This window comes from Achromobacter sp. E1 (genome assembly GCF_037039475.1).
In the GTDB taxonomy this organism is placed as follows: Bacteria; Pseudomonadota; Gammaproteobacteria; order Burkholderiales; family Burkholderiaceae_B; genus Achromobacter; species Achromobacter mucicolens.
Genome location: NZ_CP146253.1, coordinates 3,414,067 through 3,430,239 on the forward strand (window position 1 = coordinate 3,414,067; position 16,173 = coordinate 3,430,239).

Annotated in this window: 13 protein-coding genes; 9 read left to right on the top strand and 4 right to left on the bottom strand. The window is 66.7% G+C overall.

The genetic code is table 11. The annotated features are described in order from the left end of the window. The first annotated feature begins 36 nt into the window (after nt 1-36). Entirely contained in the window at nt 37-1,065 is a 1,029-nt protein-coding gene (locus tag V6V88_RS15735; protein WP_280000585.1) for a DctP family TRAP transporter solute-binding subunit, read from the top strand. Between the two features lie 363 nt (nt 1,066-1,428). Here V6V88_RS15735 and greB read toward each other — a convergent pair whose 3' ends face one another. The 3 genes from greB to V6V88_RS15750 all read right to left on the bottom strand — a co-directional run bounded on the left by greB (nt 1,429) and on the right by V6V88_RS15750 (nt 3,830). Continuing rightward, the gene (gene greB, locus V6V88_RS15740; protein WP_056319052.1) at nt 1,429-1,980 is read right to left on the bottom strand and encodes a transcription elongation factor GreB; all 552 of its coding nucleotides are present in this window, start codon (nt 1,978-1,980) and stop codon (nt 1,429-1,431) included. Between the two features lie 68 nt (nt 1,981-2,048). Beyond that, a complete protein-coding gene (locus V6V88_RS15745) occupies nt 2,049-2,894 on the bottom strand; it encodes a 3',5'-nucleoside bisphosphate phosphatase (protein WP_279211662.1) in 846 nt (281 codons plus the stop codon). A 69-nt stretch (nt 2,895-2,963) separates the two neighbouring features. Beyond that, a complete protein-coding gene (locus tag V6V88_RS15750) occupies nt 2,964-3,830 on the bottom strand; it encodes an alpha/beta hydrolase (RefSeq protein WP_280000962.1) in 867 nt (288 codons plus the stop codon). Between the two features lie 353 nt (nt 3,831-4,183). On the opposite strand from V6V88_RS15750, the gene cfa reads away from it, so the two are divergent. Then, a complete protein-coding gene (gene cfa / locus V6V88_RS15755; protein ID WP_338615575.1) occupies nt 4,184-5,377 on the top strand; it encodes a cyclopropane fatty acyl phospholipid synthase in 1,194 nt (397 codons plus the stop codon). Between the two features lie 68 nt (nt 5,378-5,445). Here cfa and V6V88_RS15760 read toward each other — a convergent pair whose 3' ends face one another. Beyond that, on the bottom strand, nt 5,446-7,062 hold the full coding sequence (locus tag V6V88_RS15760) for a GMC family oxidoreductase N-terminal domain-containing protein (RefSeq protein WP_338615576.1): 1,617 nt from the start codon (nt 7,060-7,062) through the stop codon (nt 5,446-5,448). Nucleotides 7,063-7,283: 221 nt separating this feature from the next. On the opposite strand from V6V88_RS15760, the gene V6V88_RS15765 reads away from it, so the two are divergent. From V6V88_RS15765 to V6V88_RS15795, 7 genes are all read left to right on the top strand, one after another. Further along, a complete protein-coding gene (locus V6V88_RS15765) occupies nt 7,284-8,159 on the top strand; it encodes a LysR family transcriptional regulator (protein WP_338615578.1) in 876 nt (291 codons plus the stop codon). 360 nt (nt 8,160-8,519) lie between these two features. Further along, nucleotides 8,520-11,081, top strand: a complete 2,562-nt coding sequence (gene nirB / locus V6V88_RS15770) for a nitrite reductase large subunit NirB (protein ID WP_142054810.1) — start codon at nt 8,520-8,522, stop codon at nt 11,079-11,081. Next, nucleotides 11,081-11,431, top strand: a complete 351-nt coding sequence (nirD, locus tag V6V88_RS15775) for a nitrite reductase small subunit NirD (protein WP_056319035.1) — start codon at nt 11,081-11,083, stop codon at nt 11,429-11,431. The genes nirB and nirD overlap by 1 nt, the downstream gene beginning before the upstream one ends. 66 nt (nt 11,432-11,497) lie before the next feature. Then, nucleotides 11,498-12,310: a formate/nitrite transporter family protein gene (locus V6V88_RS15780; RefSeq protein WP_056319032.1), complete on the top strand. Its 813-nt coding sequence runs from the start codon at nt 11,498-11,500 to the stop codon at nt 12,308-12,310. A gap of 12 nt (nt 12,311-12,322) precedes the next feature. Continuing rightward, nucleotides 12,323-14,068, top strand: coding sequence for a bifunctional protein-serine/threonine kinase/phosphatase (locus tag V6V88_RS15785; protein ID WP_338615582.1), 1,746 nt, complete (start codon nt 12,323-12,325; stop codon nt 14,066-14,068). A gap of 12 nt (nt 14,069-14,080) precedes the next feature. Beyond that, a complete protein-coding gene (gene cobA / locus V6V88_RS15790; protein WP_280022933.1) occupies nt 14,081-14,857 on the top strand; it encodes a uroporphyrinogen-III C-methyltransferase in 777 nt (258 codons plus the stop codon). Nucleotides 14,858-14,901: 44 nt separating this feature from the next. Continuing rightward, nucleotides 14,902-16,164: a nitrate- and nitrite sensing domain-containing protein gene (locus V6V88_RS15795; protein WP_338615585.1), complete on the top strand. Its 1,263-nt coding sequence runs from the start codon at nt 14,902-14,904 to the stop codon at nt 16,162-16,164. Nucleotides 16,165-16,173: the final 9 nt, after the last annotated feature.

The following is a 16,173-nucleotide window of genomic DNA, read 5'->3' on the forward strand; positions in this document are numbered from 1 at the left end:
AACAACAGAAAGACTCGCATAGAGAGGAGACGCAACATGAAATTCCGCAACCTGATCGGCGCGGCGCTGTGCGCGGCGGCCGTGGTGGGCATGGCGCCCGCGCATGCGCAGAACTACAAGCCCGAGTACAAGCTCTCCATCGTCGTGGGCACCACCTTCCCGTGGGGCCAGGGCGCCGAGATCTGGTCGAACCTGGTGCGCGAGCGCACCGATGGCCGCATCAACATCAAGGTCTACCCCGGCACCTCGCTGGTCCAGGGCGACCAGACCCGCGAGTTCACCGCCATCCGCCAGGGCGTGATCGACATGGCCGTCGGGTCGACCATCAACTGGTCGCCGCAGGTCAAGCAGCTGAACCTGTTCTCGCTGCCCTTCCTGATGCCCGACTACGCCGCCATCGACGCGCTGGTGCAGGGCGACGTGGGCAAGGACATGTTCAAGCTCATCGAAAAGGCAGGCGTGGTGCCGCTTGCCTGGGGCGAGAACGGCTACCGCCAGGTCAGCAACTCCAAGCGCGAAATCAAGCGGCCCGAGGACATGAAGGGCATGAAGCTGCGCGTGGTGGGGTCGCCGCTGTACATCGACACCTTCACCGCGCTGGGCGCCAACCCCACGCAGATGAGCTGGGCCGATGCGCAGCCTGCGCTGGCCAGCGGCGCGGTCGACGGGCAGGAGAACCCGCTGTCGATCTACACCGGCTCCAAGCTCTACACCGTGGGCCAGAAGTACCTGACACTCTGGAACTACGTGGCCGATCCGCTGATCTTCGTGGTCAACCGCGAAGTCTGGAATTCCTGGTCGGAAAAGGACCGCGACATCGTGCGCCAGGCCGCGCTGGACGCCGGCAAGCAGCAGATAGTGATCGCGCGCAAGGGCGTAACGCCCGAAGACCCGTCGCTCCTCAAGGAAATCGCCGGCCACGGCGTCACCGTGACCACCTTGTCGCCAGCCGACCACGACGCCTTCGTGAAGGCCACCAAGCCCGTCTACGTAAAGTGGAAGAAGCAGATCGGCGAGGATCTGGTCAACAAGGCCGAAAAGTCGATCGCCGAGCGCAAGAAGTAACCCGCGAAAGTTTCGCAGCAAGCCCCAGGGGAACCGGCGGCGCAAGCCGCCAACCGAGGCAGGGACGCTAGAATCCCGCCCACCAGACGGGCGCCGGCCACAAACCGGCGCCCGTTATTTTTTTGGGGTGTCAGACACCAATGTTCTGTTGGGTGTCTGACACCCAACAGGCACTCGTGCAGATTCGAGACCATCGCTTCAGGGTGTCAGACACCTGGGCCGGCTTGATATGGCGAAAGGCGTAAAACACCCGGACAGACTTGACGCAGCCTAGGTGTCTGACACCCGGACGCATTCGCGCCAACTTGAGACCGTCTCACCCGGGTGTCTGACACCGGGGATGATCGGTGTCAGACACCCGCCCTATTCCGGGTAGCTGACTTCCAGAATATCCAGCTCATCGATGCCGGCCGGTGTGCGCAGCACGACCGTGTCGCCTTCACGCGCCTTGATGAGCGCGCGGGCCACCGGCGAGATCCAGCTGATCTTGCCGGCCAGGGGTTCGGCTTCATCCACGCCCACGATGGTGACGGTGTGCTCTTCGCCCGCCTTGTCGACATAGACGACGGTGGCACCGAAGAAAGCCTGATCGCGGTTGGGTTGGGCCTTGGGGTCCACGACCTCGGCAATGTCCAGCCGCTTGGTCAGAAAGCGCATGCGCCGGTCGATCTCGCGCAGACGCTTCTTGCCGTAGAGGTAGTCGCCGTTTTCCGAACGGTCGCCGTTGGACGCGGCCCACGACACGACCTGCACGACGGCCGGTCGCTCCACGTTCATGAGCTGCGTCAGCTCGCCGCGCAGGCGTTCGTAGCCCTCGGGCGTCATGTAGTTCTTGGTGCCGGCTGGCAGCGCCTGGGCCTGCGGCAGGTCGTCGTCGTCCTCGTGGTCGGACTCTTTAACAAAGGCTTTGTTCATGGCGGTTGCATCGCGATGGCGCGATCACGGTCGAAGCTTGTGAAAATGGGCGGCGCGGGCCGCCCGCGTCAGAACCAGTCGTGCCAGACCGGCTTCAGGTCGGGAGGCAGCGGCGGCAGTTGGCCCAGATCCATCCGGCTTTCCTTGGGACTGTGAAAGTCCGAGCCGCGCGAGGCCAGGAAGCCGTAGCGGCGCGCCACCTCGGCGTACTGCCGCGCTTCTTCCACGGTATGGCTGCCCGTGTTGACCTCGATGCCCACGCCACCCAGTTGCAGGAATTCGTCGAACAGCGCGGCGAACTGCAGCGGGGTGTACTTGTAGCGCCCCGGATGCGCAATGACGGCCTGACCGCCCGCGCCGCGGATCCAGGCCACCGCGTCGGCCAGCGTGGCCCACTGCATGGGCACGTGACCGGGGCAGTCGTCGCCCAGGTGCTTGTTGAACACGGTCTGCACATCCGGGCAATAGCCGGCCTGCACCAGATAGCGCGCAAAGTGCGTGCGGCTGATCAGTTCGGGATTGCCGGCAAACGGCAGCGCGCCTTCATACGCGCCGGGCATGCCCATGTCCGCCAGACGGTCGCCGATGCGCTTGGCGCGGGCGGCGCGTCCCGAGCGGGTCTTGCGCAGGCCTTCGATCAAATCCGCATTGTTGGGATCGAACCGCAGGCCGACGATGTGCACCGTAAGGCCGGCCCAGGTGACCGAGATCTCGACGCCGGTGGCAAACCGCATGCCCAGTTCCTGGGCCGCCGCCGAGGCTTCGGCGATGCCGCCCACTTCGTCGTGGTCGGTCAGCGCCCAGACGTCGACGCCATTGGCGAACGCGCGCTGCGCCACGTCGCGGGGCGCGAGCGCGCCGTCCGAGACGGTGGAATGGCAGTGCAGGTCGATGTTCAGCGTGGGCGATTTCATGGGGCTATTGTAGAGAAGGCCCGGCGGCGCGCCTAGCGCCAGCCTGTCCCCACAATGCCGCCCGCCCGTTCAGGCCAAGAGGAAGTCCGCCACCGGATTGACCTGGTCGTCCACGATGAGCGTGGGGGCATGGCCCACACCGGGCACTTCAAGCGCCCGGGCACGCGGATTGCGCTTGCACATTTCTTCAACAGTGGCGGGCGTCAGCAGGTCGGACAGCTCGCCACGCACGATCAGGACCGGGCAATCGAGCGCGTCATACGATCGCCACAGGATCTGTTCGCCCGCCGCCAGTTCCTCGGGCGTCTGGGCCCCCAAAGCCTGGGCAATCGCCAGGTCGTAGTGCTTGACCCACTTGCCGCCCTGTTCCGGATACAGGTATTTGGCCAGCTCCGCCCACTGCGCATCGGTGTGCGGACCGAAGGTTTCCGAATTGGCGCGCATGGTCGCCACGGCCTCTTCGAACGTGGCGAATTCACCGGGCGCGCCCACGTACTGGCCGATGCGCGACAGGGCGCCGTTCTCCAGGCGCGGCCCCACATCGTTGAGCACCATTTTGTCCAGACGCAGTCCCTGGGCAGGCGGCAACATCCCGGCATGCGGGCGCATCGCGGCCATGGCCTTGGCGAACGCGGCGGCGCCCGACAGCGCCATGCCGACCAACCCGCCCATGGACGTGCCGACCCACGACAGGCTGGCCGGGCGCAGGCGCGCGATCAGCGTCACCATGTCGGACACGTACTGCGGCACCGTGTAGAACGCAGGATTGACCAGCCAATCCGAGCGGCCGCGCCCCACGACGTCGGGGCAGACCACCCGGTAGTGGCCGGCCAGCCGGCGCGCCAGCACATCGAAGTCGCGCCCGCTGCGGGTCAGGCCGTGCACGCAGAGCAGCACCCGGTCATTGGCGGGATCGCCCCACTCCCAATAGGCCATGCGGTGCAGACCCGCCGGGCTGGCGCAGGTGACGAATTCCAAACGGGGTTCCAGGCTGGCTTGCACTTTCGGTACGCTCCACGGGTTGCGCGCGGCCGGCACGGCGGCGCCGCTTTGGCCGCTATCTTATCGGTTATGAAAGGCCGGTGCGGCCGGCTCTGGACTATCGCGCACTTCGTGGCTACGATCCCTGCATCTCCAAGTCACCGCTGCCGCCTGGCGCCCGTCCGACATTGCCGATAGCTATCGGCGCGATGCATTCATTAAATTGGAGTTGCACACCTTTCAAGGCGCACAGTAAAAAGCTTCAGGCATTGCCAGATCAGTCTTCCCAAAATTGATATGGAGTCCGTATGCAGCAAAGCAGTCCCGTCCCCCCGCTGACCGAACAGCCCGCCGCTCAAACCGGCGGCGTCGTCTCCCCTCCCCCCGCCCCCCCCAAGATCCTGCAGGACCTGATGGCCCGCGCCGACGTGCAGATCAATGGGTCGCGCCCCTGGGACATGCAGGTGCACGACAAGCACATGTACGATCGGGTGTTCGCCAGCTGGTCGTTGGGGCTGGGCGAGTCGTACATGGACGGCGAATGGGACTGCGAGCAACTGGACGAACTTTTCACCCGGCTGCTGCGCGCCGACATGGGATCCGCGGCGCTGGGCGTGGCCCGCATCAAACTGATCGCCGAGCACCTGCGCCACAAGCTGTTCAACCTGCAATCCAAGCACCGCGCATTCGAGGTCGGCGAGCAGCACTACGATGCGGGCAACGACGTGTTCGAGGCCATGCTCGACAGCCGGATGATTTACTCCTGCGCCTATTGGGAACACGCCCAGACGCTGGAGGAGGCGCAAGTCGCCAAGCTGGACATGATCTGCCGCAAGCTGCAGCTGAAGGAAGGCGAGACCTTGCTGGACATCGGCTGCGGCTGGGGCGGGCTGGCCAAGTTCGCGGCCGAACGCTATGGGGTGAAAGTCACGGGCGTGACGGTGTCCAAGGAGCAACTCGCGCTGGCGCAGGAACGGGTAAAAGGCCTGCCGGTCGAGCTGCTGCTGCAGGACTACCGCGACCTGCAGGGCCGCTTCGACAAGGTCGTCTCGGTCGGCATGTTCGAGCACGTCGGCCCCAAGAACTACGACACCTACTTCACCAACGTGCAGCGGCTGATGGCACCGGAAGGCATTTTCCTGCTGCACACGATCGGCATCGCCGCGACAAGTCAGAGCACCGATCCGTGGATCGACCGTTACGTGTTCCCCAACGGCAAGCTGCCGTCGGCGCGCGAGGTCGCCACCGCCGTCGAGGGCCGCTTCATCATCGAAGACTGGCACAACTTCGGCGCCGACTACGACCGCACGCTGATGGCATGGTGGGAACGCTTCGAGCGCGCCTGGCCGACGCTGGAATCGCGCTACGGCACCCGGTTCTACCGGATGTGGAAGTACTACCTGATGTGTTGCGCGGGCTTTTTCCGGTCGCGCGAGGGCCAGCTTTGGCAGGTGATCCTGACGCATCCGCAGCGGCAGGACACCTACCGGTCGCTGCGCTGAAGCCGGCGCGGCCCGCTTGCATCGGCAAGCCGCCCCGTACCGGGCGGCTTGTTTTCATTGGCGCGCTGCTATGCGCCCGCCTCTTCCCGAATCATGTCTGCCGCGCGCTCCGCGATCATGATGGTCGGCGAATTGGTGTTACCCGACGTGATGCGCGGCATGATGGATGCATCCGCGATGCGCAGTCCTTGCAGGCCATGCACGCGCAGCCGCGCGTCGACCACCGCGCCGTGGTCGGCGTTGCGGCCCATCGCGCAGGTGCCCACCGGGTGGAAGATCGTGGTGCCGATCTTGCCGGCCGCCTGGCGCAGTTCGTCCTCGGTCTGGAAGGCCGGACCCGGCAGCCATTCCTGAGGCTGGTAACGCTGCAGGGCGGGCGCGGCGGCGATGCGGCGCACGAGGCGGATCGAATCGGCGGCGACTTGCAGGTCTTCTTCGGTGCTGAGGTAGTTGGGGCGGATGACAGGGGCCTCGCTGCCCTTCTGCCCCGCCGGGCCTTGCGCATGCACGCTGCCGCGCGACGTGGGGCGCAGGTTGCAGACGCTGGCGGTGAAGGCGTCGAAGCCATGCAGGGGTTCGCCGAAGGCGCCCAGCGACAGCGGCTGCACGTGGAACTCGACGTTGGCGCGATCCTGGCCGGGATCGGATTTTGCAAACGCGCCCAACTGCGAGGGCGCCATGCTCATCGGGCCGCTGCGGCTCATCAGGTATTCCAGCCCGATGCCCGCGCGGCCCAGCCACGTGGAGGCGATGCGGTTCAATGTCTTGACGCCGTTCACCTTGATGATGACCCGCAGTTGCAGATGGTCCTGCAGGTTCTCGCCTACGCCCGGCAAGGCATGACGCAGCGTAATGCCGCTTTCGCGCAGGCGCGCGGGCTCGCCGATGCCCGAGACTTCCAGCAGGTGCGGCGAGTTCACGGCGCCCGCGGCCAGCACGACCTCGCGCCGCGCCCGCTGCGACATCGCGCGCCCCGCGCGGTTGACGCGCACACCCACGCAACGCTTCGCGTCAAATTCAAGCTGCTCGGCAAGCGCACCCGTCATCACATGCAGGTTCGGGCGTTTTTGAACGGGGCGCAGGAATGCCTTGGACGTGTTCCAGCGCCAGCCGCTGCGCTGGTTGACCTCGAAATAGCCGCTGCCGAAGTTGTCGCCGCGGTTGAAGTCCTGCACCCGTGGAATGCCTTCCTGTTCGGCTGCTGTGGCAAACGCTTCCAGAATGTCCCAGCGCAGCCGCTGCTGCTCGACGCGCCATTCGCCGCCCGCGCCATGAAATTCATCAGCGCCCCGGTGGTAGTCCTCGCTGCGCTTGAAGACCGGCAGCACCTGATCCCAGCTCCAGGCCGCGTCGCCGGACAAGGCGGCCCAGTCCTCATAGTCCTGTCTCTGGCCGCGCATATAGATCATGCCGTTGATCGACGAGCAGCCGCCCAGCACACGGCCGCGCGGATAGATGAGCGAGCGCCCGCCCAACCCGGGTTCCTCGGCCGTGCGGTACATCCAGTCGGTGCGCGGGTTACCGATGCAGTGCAGGTATCCGACAGGGATGTGAATCCAGTGATAGTTGTCGCGTCCGCCGGCCTCCAGCAGCAGGACCTGCACGGCAGGATCGCGGCTCAGGCGGTTGGCCAGCACGCAGCCGGCCGAGCCCGCACCCACGATGATGTAGTCGTATGTCTCCATAAGCTCTTCTTATCAAGTCCGGGGCCGATGCGGACGCCGGCACGGTGAGCCGCCCCGGCTGCGACGCGGTGCGCGCGCCGGGAATCTGCCGAGACTCTGGCGCACGGCGAGGCGGCTGTCCAATGAAATGTTGAAAAGGGCTTTATTAGTGTCTCTAATAATGCTCGGCAGTTCCACGGTGCGTCAGGTGTCAGACGCCCCCACATTTTCTGGAAGCAATCATGGATCTGAAGCACATCCGCACTTTCGCCGCCGTCGCGCGGGAGGGCAATCTGACCCGGGCGGCCGAGCATCTGCACCTGACGCAGCCCGCGCTGAGCCTGCAGCTCAAGAACTTCCAGGAATCGCTGGACCTGACGCTTTTCACTCGCACCGCGCAAGGGCTAGCGCCGAATGCAGACGGCCGGGCGTTGCTGGCGCCGGCGCAGCGCGTGCTGGATGCGCTGGACGACTTCCAGCGTGCCATCGGCGCGTTGCGCGACACCGTCCAGGGCGAACTGCGGATCGGCACGATCCTGGATCCGGAGTTCCTGCGCCTGGGCGCCACGCTGCAATACCTGGTCGAGCATTACCCGAAGATCCGCCCCACCCTGCGGCACGGCATGTCGGGATCGGTCGGCCGGCAGGTGCGCGCAGGCGACCTGGACGTGGGCTTCTACCTGGGCCCCCCGCACCCAGCCGGCCTGCATGCCCAACCGCTCGCTTCGTTTTCCTATTACGTCGTCGCACCCAAGGGCTGGAGCGCGCAGCTCGCCGGCCGGGGCTGGGCCGAGATCGCAGCGCTGCCCTGGATCTGGACCCCGCCGGATTCCGTCCATCACCGGCTGCTGTCCGACAAGTTCGACGCGTTGGGCATCACGCCCCACGCGGTGGCCGAGGTGGACCAGGAGGCCTCGATGCTGGATCTGGTTCGCTCGGGCGTTGGGCTGTCGCTCGCCCGCGATTCGATCGCCCTGCGCGAATCGCAGTCCAGCGGCCTGCAACTGGTCAAGGGCTTGTCGATCCAGGCCGAGCTGTCGTTCATCACACAGACGGCGCGCCGCGACGATCCCCTGGTCGCGGCTGCCTTTGCCGCGGTGCAGGCGGCGTTCGCCTGACACCGGCAGCGCCGCAGCCTTAATCCCGATCAAGCGCCGGTACGTCATGTTGCGCTGCGCCAAACAAGTGCAGGCCGCACACGGATATGCACCGATCCGAGGCATGCCTGCCCACGACCGCAACAGCCGCGACTTCCTCCGCGAGGCCGCCGGCGCGCCCGCTTTCCCTATGAACCGCAAGGAAATTCCCGCCGTCTGCACGGCATTCAACATACCTGGCATGGACTTTGCTTGATAGCTCTTGTGCGGGTGCAAACCCGGCAAGACAACGTGAGCATTACCGGCAATGGCGCCCCGACCGAAAGGTCCAGGGCGCCGTTTGCCTTTTGAAATCCGAAAATCCAAGCCTGGGGAAATCCCATGAATGCAGCGGCCACATCCGATTCCTTGCAGACGCTGGTTGTCATCGGCAACGGCATGGTGGGCCATCATTGCGTTGAGCAATTGATCGCCCGCGGCGCCCTTGAGCGTTATCGCATCACCATCTTCGGCGAGGAAACCCGCCGCGCCTACGACCGCGTCCATCTGTCCGAATACCTGAACGGCCGCGACGCCGAGTCCATGGCGCTGGGCGACGCCGCGCTTTATGCGCAGGAAGGCGTGACCCTGCGCCTGGGCGAGCCCGTGGTGGATATCGACCGCCGCGCCCGGGAAGTCGTCACCGCCAATGGCCGCTTCGCCTACGACAAGCTGGTGCTGGCAACCGGCTCCTATCCCTTCGTGCCGCCCATCGCGGGCGCCGAAGGCCATTCGCGGCTGGTGTACCGCAGCATCGACGACCTGGACCTGATCCGCGAGGCGGCCAGCGGCGCGCGGCGCGGCGTCGTGGTGGGCGGCGGCCTGCTGGGCCTGGAAGCGGCCAATGCGCTCAAGTCGCTGAATCTGGAAGCCCACGTCGTCGAGTTCGCACCGCGCCTGATGCCGGTGCAGCTGGACGAGGCCGGCGGCGCCGCGCTCAAGGCGCGCATCGAGGCGTTGGGGGTGGGCGTGCACCTGTCGCGCGCCACGCAGGACATCAAGCCCGGCACGCAATACCGCTACCGCATGCGCTTTGCCGAAGGCGCGCCGCTGGAAACCGACCTGATCGTATTTTCCGCAGGCATCCGTCCGCAGGTGTTCCTGGCGCGCAAGGCCGGACTGGCGCTGGCCGAGCGCGGCGGCGTCGCCATCGACGACCACTGCCGCAGCAGCGACGAACACATCTACGCGATCGGCGAATGCGCGTCCTGGAACGGCACGGTCTTCGGCCTGGTGGCGCCCGGCTACCAGATGGCGCGCATCGTTGCCGCCGAACTGTGCGGCGCGCCCGAAGCGGCCTTTTCGGGCGCCGACATGTCCACCAAGCTCAAGCTCCTGGGCGTGGACGTGGGCTCGATCGGCGATGCCCACGGCGCCACGCCGGGTTCGCGCAGCTACCGGTACATCGACGAAGCGGGCGCCAGCTACCGGCGCCTGGTCGTGTCCGCCGACGGCAAACGCGTGCTGGGCGCTGTTCTGGTGGGCGACAACAGCTACTACGACACCCTGCTTCAATACGCGCAGAACGGCATCGCGCCGCCCGCGGATCCGTCCAGCCTGATCCTGCCGCAAGGCCAGGCCGCGCCGCTGCTGGGTGTGGACGCCCTGCCCGCCACCGCCACGATCTGCTCGTGCCACAACGTCAACAAGGGCGCGATCTGCGACGCCATTGACGGCGGCTGTACGGACCTGGCCGGCGTCAAGGCCTGCACCAAGGCGGCCTCGGGCTGCGGCGGCTGCGCGGGCCTGCTCAAGCAGGTGGTCGAGCACGAACTGGCCAGCCGCGGCGTTGTGGTCGACAAGAGCCTGTGCGAGCACTTTGCCTACACCCGCCAGGAGCTGTACGCGATCGTGCGGGTGAACGGCATCGAAACCTTCGACGAACTGCTGGCCAGCCACGGCCGCGGCCACGTGGGTTGCGAGATCTGCAAGCCCGCGGTGGGTTCGATCCTGGCGTCCTGCTGGAACCGCCCCATCCAGGACCCGCACCTGGTGCCGCTGCAGGACACCAACGACACCTTCATGGCGAACATGCAGAAGAACGGCACCTACTCCGTGGTGCCGCGCATGCCCGCCGGCGAGGTCACGCCCGACGGCCTGATCGCCGTCGGCGCCGTCGCCAAGAAATACAACCTGTACGTCAAGGTGACGGGCGGCCAGCGCATCGATCTGTTCGGCGCGCAACTGCACGAGCTGCCCGGCATCTGGTCGGAACTGATCGCCGCCGGCTTCGAGACGGGACACGCCTACGGCAAGTCCACGCGCACGGTGAAGTCCTGCGTGGGCAGCACCTGGTGCCGCTTCGGCGTGCAGGACAGCGTGAAGATGGCGCTGGACATCGAGCACCGCTACAAAGGCCTGCGCGCCCCGCACAAGCTGAAGTTCGCCGTGTCGGGCTGCACCCGCGAATGCGCCGAGGCCCAGAGCAAGGACATCGGCGTGATCGCCACCGAGAACGGCTGGAACCTGTATGTGTGCGGCAACGGCGGCATGCGTCCGCGCCACGCGGAACTGTTTGCGACCGACCTGGACGATGCCACCCTCATCCGCTACATCGACCGCCTGCTCATGTTCTACATCCGCACGGCCGACAAGCTGCAGCGCACGTCCGTGTGGCGCGAATCCCTGGAAGGCGGGCTGGACTATCTGAAGCAGGTCGTCATCGAGGACAGCCTGGGCCTCGCCGCCGAGCTGGAAGCGCAGATGCAGCTGGTGGTGGACCGCTACGAATGCGAATGGGCCAACGCGCTGGGCGATCCCGAAAAGCTCAAGCGCTTTCGCACCTTCGTCAACGACAGCCAGGGCGATCCCGACATCAAGTTCGTGCAGGAACGCGGCCAACCCCGGCCCGCGCCGGCGCCCGCCGCGCAACGCGTCATTCCCATTGCCGAGGAGATCGTCTGATGGCCGCCCAACCTGCTCAACACCCTGTCTGGCGCCACGCCTGCGACCGCCGCGACCTCGTGGCCAATTCCGGCGTCGTGGCGCTGGTGGACGGCGCGCAAGTGGCGCTGTTCTACCTGCCGGACGCCGGGGGCCAGACGCTGTACGCCGTGTCGAACCGCGACCCGAAATCGGGCGCCAACGTCATTGGCCGAGGCATCGTCGGCCAGCTGGCTGGCGACCTGGTGGTGGCCTCTCCGCTCTACAAGCAGCACTTCCGGCTGGCAGATGGCAGCTGCGTGCAATTCCCGGAACAACGCCTGCAGACCTGGCAGGCGCGCTTTAACGGCGACGCGGTGGAAATCGCCTGACGGGCGCCGCCGGATTCATTCATACCCGGATTCATTCATACCTTCAGCAAAGCAACAGGAAACATCATGTCCTACCTAGCTCCTTCCGAGTTCGTCACCAAGATGGTGGACGCGGGCGAATCCAAGCTCTACATGGCGACGCGCGACGTCCTCATCCGCGCCTTCATGGCCGGCGCCATCCTGGCGATTGCCGCGGTCTTTGCCGTCACCGTCACGGTGCAGACCGACTCGCCCATCCTGGGCGCCGCGCTCTTTCCGGTGGGATTCTGCATCCTGTACCTGATGGGCTTCGACCTTTTGACCGGCGTGTTCGTGCTGACGCCGCTGGCGCTCTTTGACAAACGGCCGGGCGTCACGATGGGCGGCATTCTCAAGCACTGGGGCCTGGTGTTCATCGGCAACTTCCTCGGCGCGCTGACGGTGGCCGTGCTGATGGCCATCGTCTTCACGTACGGCTTTTCGGTGCCGCCCAACAAGGTCGGCCAGGTCATCTCGCACATCGGCGAGAACCGTACGCTGGGCTACAAGGAATACGGCGCGGGCGGCATGCTGACCATCTTCATCCGCGGCGTGCTGTGCAACTGGATGGTGTCGCTGGGCGTCGTGGGCGCCATGATCTCGACCACCGTCAGCGGCAAGGTCATCGCCATGTGGATGCCCGTCATGCTGTTCTTTGCAATGGGCTTTGAGCACTCCATCGTCAACATGTTCCTGTTCCCGTCGGCGATGATCATGGGCGGCAATTTCTCGATCATGGACTACATGATCTGGAACGAAATCCCCGTGGTGCTGGGCAATCTGATCGGCGGCATCTCGCTGACGGGCCTGACCCTCTACACCACCCACATGAAGACCGCGCCCAAGCGCCGCTTCAGCTGAATCCCGCCCAGCATGGACAGCTACACGCCCGGCGTGCCCGCCGCCTCGCTCAAGGTGGCGGTGGGCCAGCACACCGATCCCGGCGTCAAGTCCGTCAACCAGGACTTTCACGGGCTGTGCGTGCCGGACGAACCGCTGCTGGGCGCCAAGGGCATCGCCATCGCGCTGGCCGACGGCATCAGCAGCAGCAACGTCAGCCACATTGCCAGCGAAACGGCCGTGGCCAGCTTCCTGGAAGACTATTACTGCACCTCCGAAACCTGGTCGGTGAAAAAGTCCGCGCAAAAGGTGCTGAGCGCGGCCAATGCGTGGCTGCACGCGCAGAGCCGCCAGCGCCACGGGCAGGACCAGGACAGCGGCTATGTCTGCACGCTGACCGTGATGGTGCTCAAGGGCGCCACCGCGCACATCCTGCACATTGGCGACGCACGCATCTATCGCCTGCGGGACGGCGCGGTGGAGCAGCTGACCGAAGACCATCGCGTCTGGGTCGCGCACGACAAAAGCTATCTGGGCCGCGCGCTGGGCCTGGCGCCCCACCTTGAGATCGACTATCACACCCAAGCCGTCGAGCCGGGCGACGTGTTCGTGCTCGCCACCGACGGCGTCTACGAACACGTGACGGACGACGACCTGCGCCACGCCGTCGCGGCGCACGCGGACAATCTGGACGACGCCGCCCGAGGGCTGGTCGGCCAGGCGCTTGCGCGCGGCAGCGACGACAACCTGACCGTGCAGATCGTGCGCGTGGACGCCCTGCCCGCGCGGCAGGCGGGCGAGATCGCCCAGTACTCGGGCAGCCTGCCCTGCCCCCCGCTTCTGGAGGTCGGCCAGTCCTTCGAAGGCTTTCGCATCAAGGACGAACTGCGCGCCAGCAGCCGCAGCCACGTCTACCTGGCCGAAGACCTGGACAGCGGCGACACAGTGGTCATCAAGATCCCGTCGCTGGACCTGCGCCATGACCCGGCGTATCTGGAGCGCCTGCTGACCGAGGAATGGCTGGCGCGCCGCATCGACAGCCGCCACGTCGTGCGAGCCTGGCCGCGCACGCGCCAGCGCCGCTCGCTCTACACCGTCAGCGAATACCTCGAAGGCCGCACGCTGACACAGTGGATGGCCGCCAACCCGCGCCCCGAACTGGAACCGGCAATCACCATCATCGAGCAGGTCGCGCGCGGCCTGCAGGCCTTTCACCGGCTGGAGATCGTGCATCAGGACCTGCGGCCGGACAACATCATCATCACGCCGGACGGCACGGCAAAAATCATCGACCTGGGCTCGGCGCGCACGGCCGGCATTCAAGAGCTCGGCGCCGATGGCGACGACGCCATGCCCGTGCTGGGCACCGCCCAGTACGCCGCGCCCGAATATTTTCTGGGCGAAGCCGGCACCGCGCGGTCCGACATCTATTCGCTGGCGGCGATCCTGTACCAGATGCTGTCGGGCCGGCTGCCCTACGGCGCCGAGGTCGCGCGCTCGCGCAGCCGCGCCGCGCAATTGCGCCTGACGTATGTGTCCGTGCTGGACCGCGAGCGCGAGATTCCGGCATGGGTCGACGGGGTGCTCAGCCGTGCCCTGCACCCCGATCCGCAGCACCGCACGCCCGAACTGTCCGAATTCACGCACGCCCTGCGCCACCCGGGCGACATGCGCGGAGCCGAGCGCCTGCCCCTTCTGGAACGCAATCCGGTCGCCTTCTGGAAGGGCCTCTGCCTGATCCTGGCCATCGTGATCGTGATACTTGCCTTCAACCGTTGAACCGAGGCCACCATGTCCGCCCACCTTCCCACCGTATCCCTGATCGGCGCCGGCCCTGGCGATCCCGAGCTGCTGACGCTCAAGGCCGTCAAGGCCCTGGGCCGCGCGGACGTGGTCCTGGTCGATGACCTGGTCAATCCCGAAGTCCTGCAGCACTGCCCGCGCGCCCGCATCGTGCACGTGGGCAAGCGCGGGGGCTGCCGCTCGACGCCGCAGGAGTTCATCCAGCGCCTGATGCTGCGCTACGCCCGCCAAGGCCTGCGCGTGGCGCGCCTGAAAGGCGGCGACCCCTGCATCTTCGGCCGCGGCGGCGAAGAAGCGCAGTGGCTCAGCGACCACGGCGTCGCCTGTGACATCGTCAACGGCATCACGGCCGGGCTGGCCGCTGCCACGTCCGCCGGCATCCCGCTGACGCAGCGCGGCATGGCCCAGGGCGTTACACTCATCACCGCGCATTCGCAGGACGGCGCGACGCCCGATTGGTCTGGTTTGGCGCGCAGCGGCACGACGCTGGTCGTCTACATGGGCGTGGCCAAGGTGCACGACATGCGCAGCCAGTTGCTGGCTGCCGGCATGGCCCCGGACACGCCCGTCGCAATGATCGAGCGCGCATCGCTGCCCGGCCAGCGGGTCTGCGCCTCGACGCTGACCGCCATGGCGGCCGACGCCCAGGCCTTCCGGCTGCGCAGCCCGGCCGTGCTGGTCATTGGCGACGTTGCGGCTTGCCGGATGTTCGGCGTGCTGGACGACGCGGCCGGCGCGACGATCCCGCAACGCCGCATGGCCTGAGGTTTGCGCGGTGCCCCGCGCATTGATAACGCATAGAGATTCCGATGGCCGAACGCCACATGCCGCCGCCGCTGCGCTTTCTGCTCGCCGCCCGCCGCAGCGAGCTCCAGGGCCTCGAAGCCCTGGCCGCCACCTGCGATCTGGTGCTGCGCATCAGCGCGCTGGTGCACGCGCTGCAAAAAGAGCGCGGCTATTCCAACCTGACCCTGTGCAGCCTCTCCGACCGGCTTGAGCCGGTGCTGGCGGGCCTGTCCAGCGATGCTCAAGCGGTTGAGACCGACGTGCGCGCCTTTCTGGACGGTCTGGAAGCCGACCCGGCAGGCGCCAGCGGCCGGGCGCGCCTGCTCAATTGCATCGCGTATGCCCTATTCCGGCTGGACGAACTGCCAGCCTTGCGCCGCGAGGTCCGCGACCGGCGCGTGCCGGTCGAAGACGCCGACGCCCGTTTCACCCAGGTGATCGGCAGCCTGCTGGCGGTGGTCTTCGAGGCCGCCGACGCATCGCTCGATCCCGGTGTGACGCGCATCCTGGTGGCGCTGTTGAATTTCATGCAGGGCAAGGAACTGAGCGGCCAGGAGCGCGCCTGCGGCGTCATGGGCTTTACCGCCGGCTGGTTCGACGACGCGCGCAAGGCGCGGATGCTGGGTCTGGCGGCGAACCAGGCGCGCAGCTTCGGCGTCTACACGCAGTACGCGCAAGGCGCGCCGCTACAGGCGTGGGATCAGGTTCAGCAGCAGGCGCAGCCGGTGCAACGCATGCGCGACATGGCGCAACACACCAGCGACGCGCAGCGCGTGGACACCGGTCTGGCCGAACTGTGGTTCGACCTGTGCACCGCGCGCATCGACGCCATGCGCACGGTCGAGACGCAACTGGCGCAGGAGCTGGCGCAACAGTGCGCGCGCCGCATTGCCGACACCCGCCAGGAACTGGACGACCGACGCCTGCTGCTCAGCCGGTACACGGATCACGCCAGCGGCCGCGCGCCCAGCATGGTGTTCAGCGTGCAAAGCCGCATCCTGGACCTGCCCCCCGAAGACGGCGTGGGCAACGAAATGGAACGCTCGATCCTCGACATGATGCGCGAGCAGACCCTGCGCATGCAGCGCGCCGACGACGCGCTTAGCAGCGTGCGTGGCGCGCTGGACGAAAGAAAGCGCATCGACCGCGCCAAGCTGCTTCTGATCAGCCGCTACGGCCTGACCGAGCAGGCCGCGCACGAGCGCCTGCAACGCGCGGCAATGGACGGCGGCTTGTCGCTGGCGGACGTGGCACGGCAGATCATCGCCCAGCTCGGGGGCAACTGAATCTTCGCG

What these genes read in the sequence shown, in the direction of transcription:
- cobA (WP_280022933.1), top strand. Translation starts at nt 14,081, where the DNA reads ATGTCCGCCCACCTTCCCACCGTATCCCTGATCGGCGCCGGCCCTGGC.
- V6V88_RS15735 (WP_280000585.1), top strand. Translation starts at nt 37, where the DNA reads ATGAAATTCCGCAACCTGATCGGCGCGGCGCTGTGCGCGGCGGCCGTG.
- V6V88_RS15785 (WP_338615582.1), top strand. Translation starts at nt 12,323, where the DNA reads ATGGACAGCTACACGCCCGGCGTGCCCGCCGCCTCGCTCAAGGTGGCG.
- V6V88_RS15765 (WP_338615578.1), top strand. Translation starts at nt 7,284, where the DNA reads ATGGATCTGAAGCACATCCGCACTTTCGCCGCCGTCGCGCGGGAGGGC.
- greB (WP_056319052.1), bottom strand. Translation starts at nt 1,980, where the DNA reads ATGAACAAAGCCTTTGTTAAAGAGTCCGACCACGAGGACGACGACGAC.
- nirD (WP_056319035.1), top strand. Translation starts at nt 11,081, where the DNA reads ATGGCCGCCCAACCTGCTCAACACCCTGTCTGGCGCCACGCCTGCGAC.
- V6V88_RS15795 (WP_338615585.1), top strand. Translation starts at nt 14,902, where the DNA reads ATGGCCGAACGCCACATGCCGCCGCCGCTGCGCTTTCTGCTCGCCGCC.
- V6V88_RS15760 (WP_338615576.1), bottom strand. Translation starts at nt 7,062, where the DNA reads ATGGAGACATACGACTACATCATCGTGGGTGCGGGCTCGGCCGGCTGC.
- cfa (WP_338615575.1), top strand. Translation starts at nt 4,184, where the DNA reads ATGCAGCAAAGCAGTCCCGTCCCCCCGCTGACCGAACAGCCCGCCGCT.
- V6V88_RS15750 (WP_280000962.1), bottom strand. Translation starts at nt 3,830, where the DNA reads ATGGCCTATTGGGAGTGGGGCGATCCCGCCAATGACCGGGTGCTGCTC.
- V6V88_RS15780 (WP_056319032.1), top strand. Translation starts at nt 11,498, where the DNA reads ATGTCCTACCTAGCTCCTTCCGAGTTCGTCACCAAGATGGTGGACGCG.
- V6V88_RS15745 (WP_279211662.1), bottom strand. Translation starts at nt 2,894, where the DNA reads ATGAAATCGCCCACGCTGAACATCGACCTGCACTGCCATTCCACCGTC.
- nirB (WP_142054810.1), top strand. Translation starts at nt 8,520, where the DNA reads ATGAATGCAGCGGCCACATCCGATTCCTTGCAGACGCTGGTTGTCATC.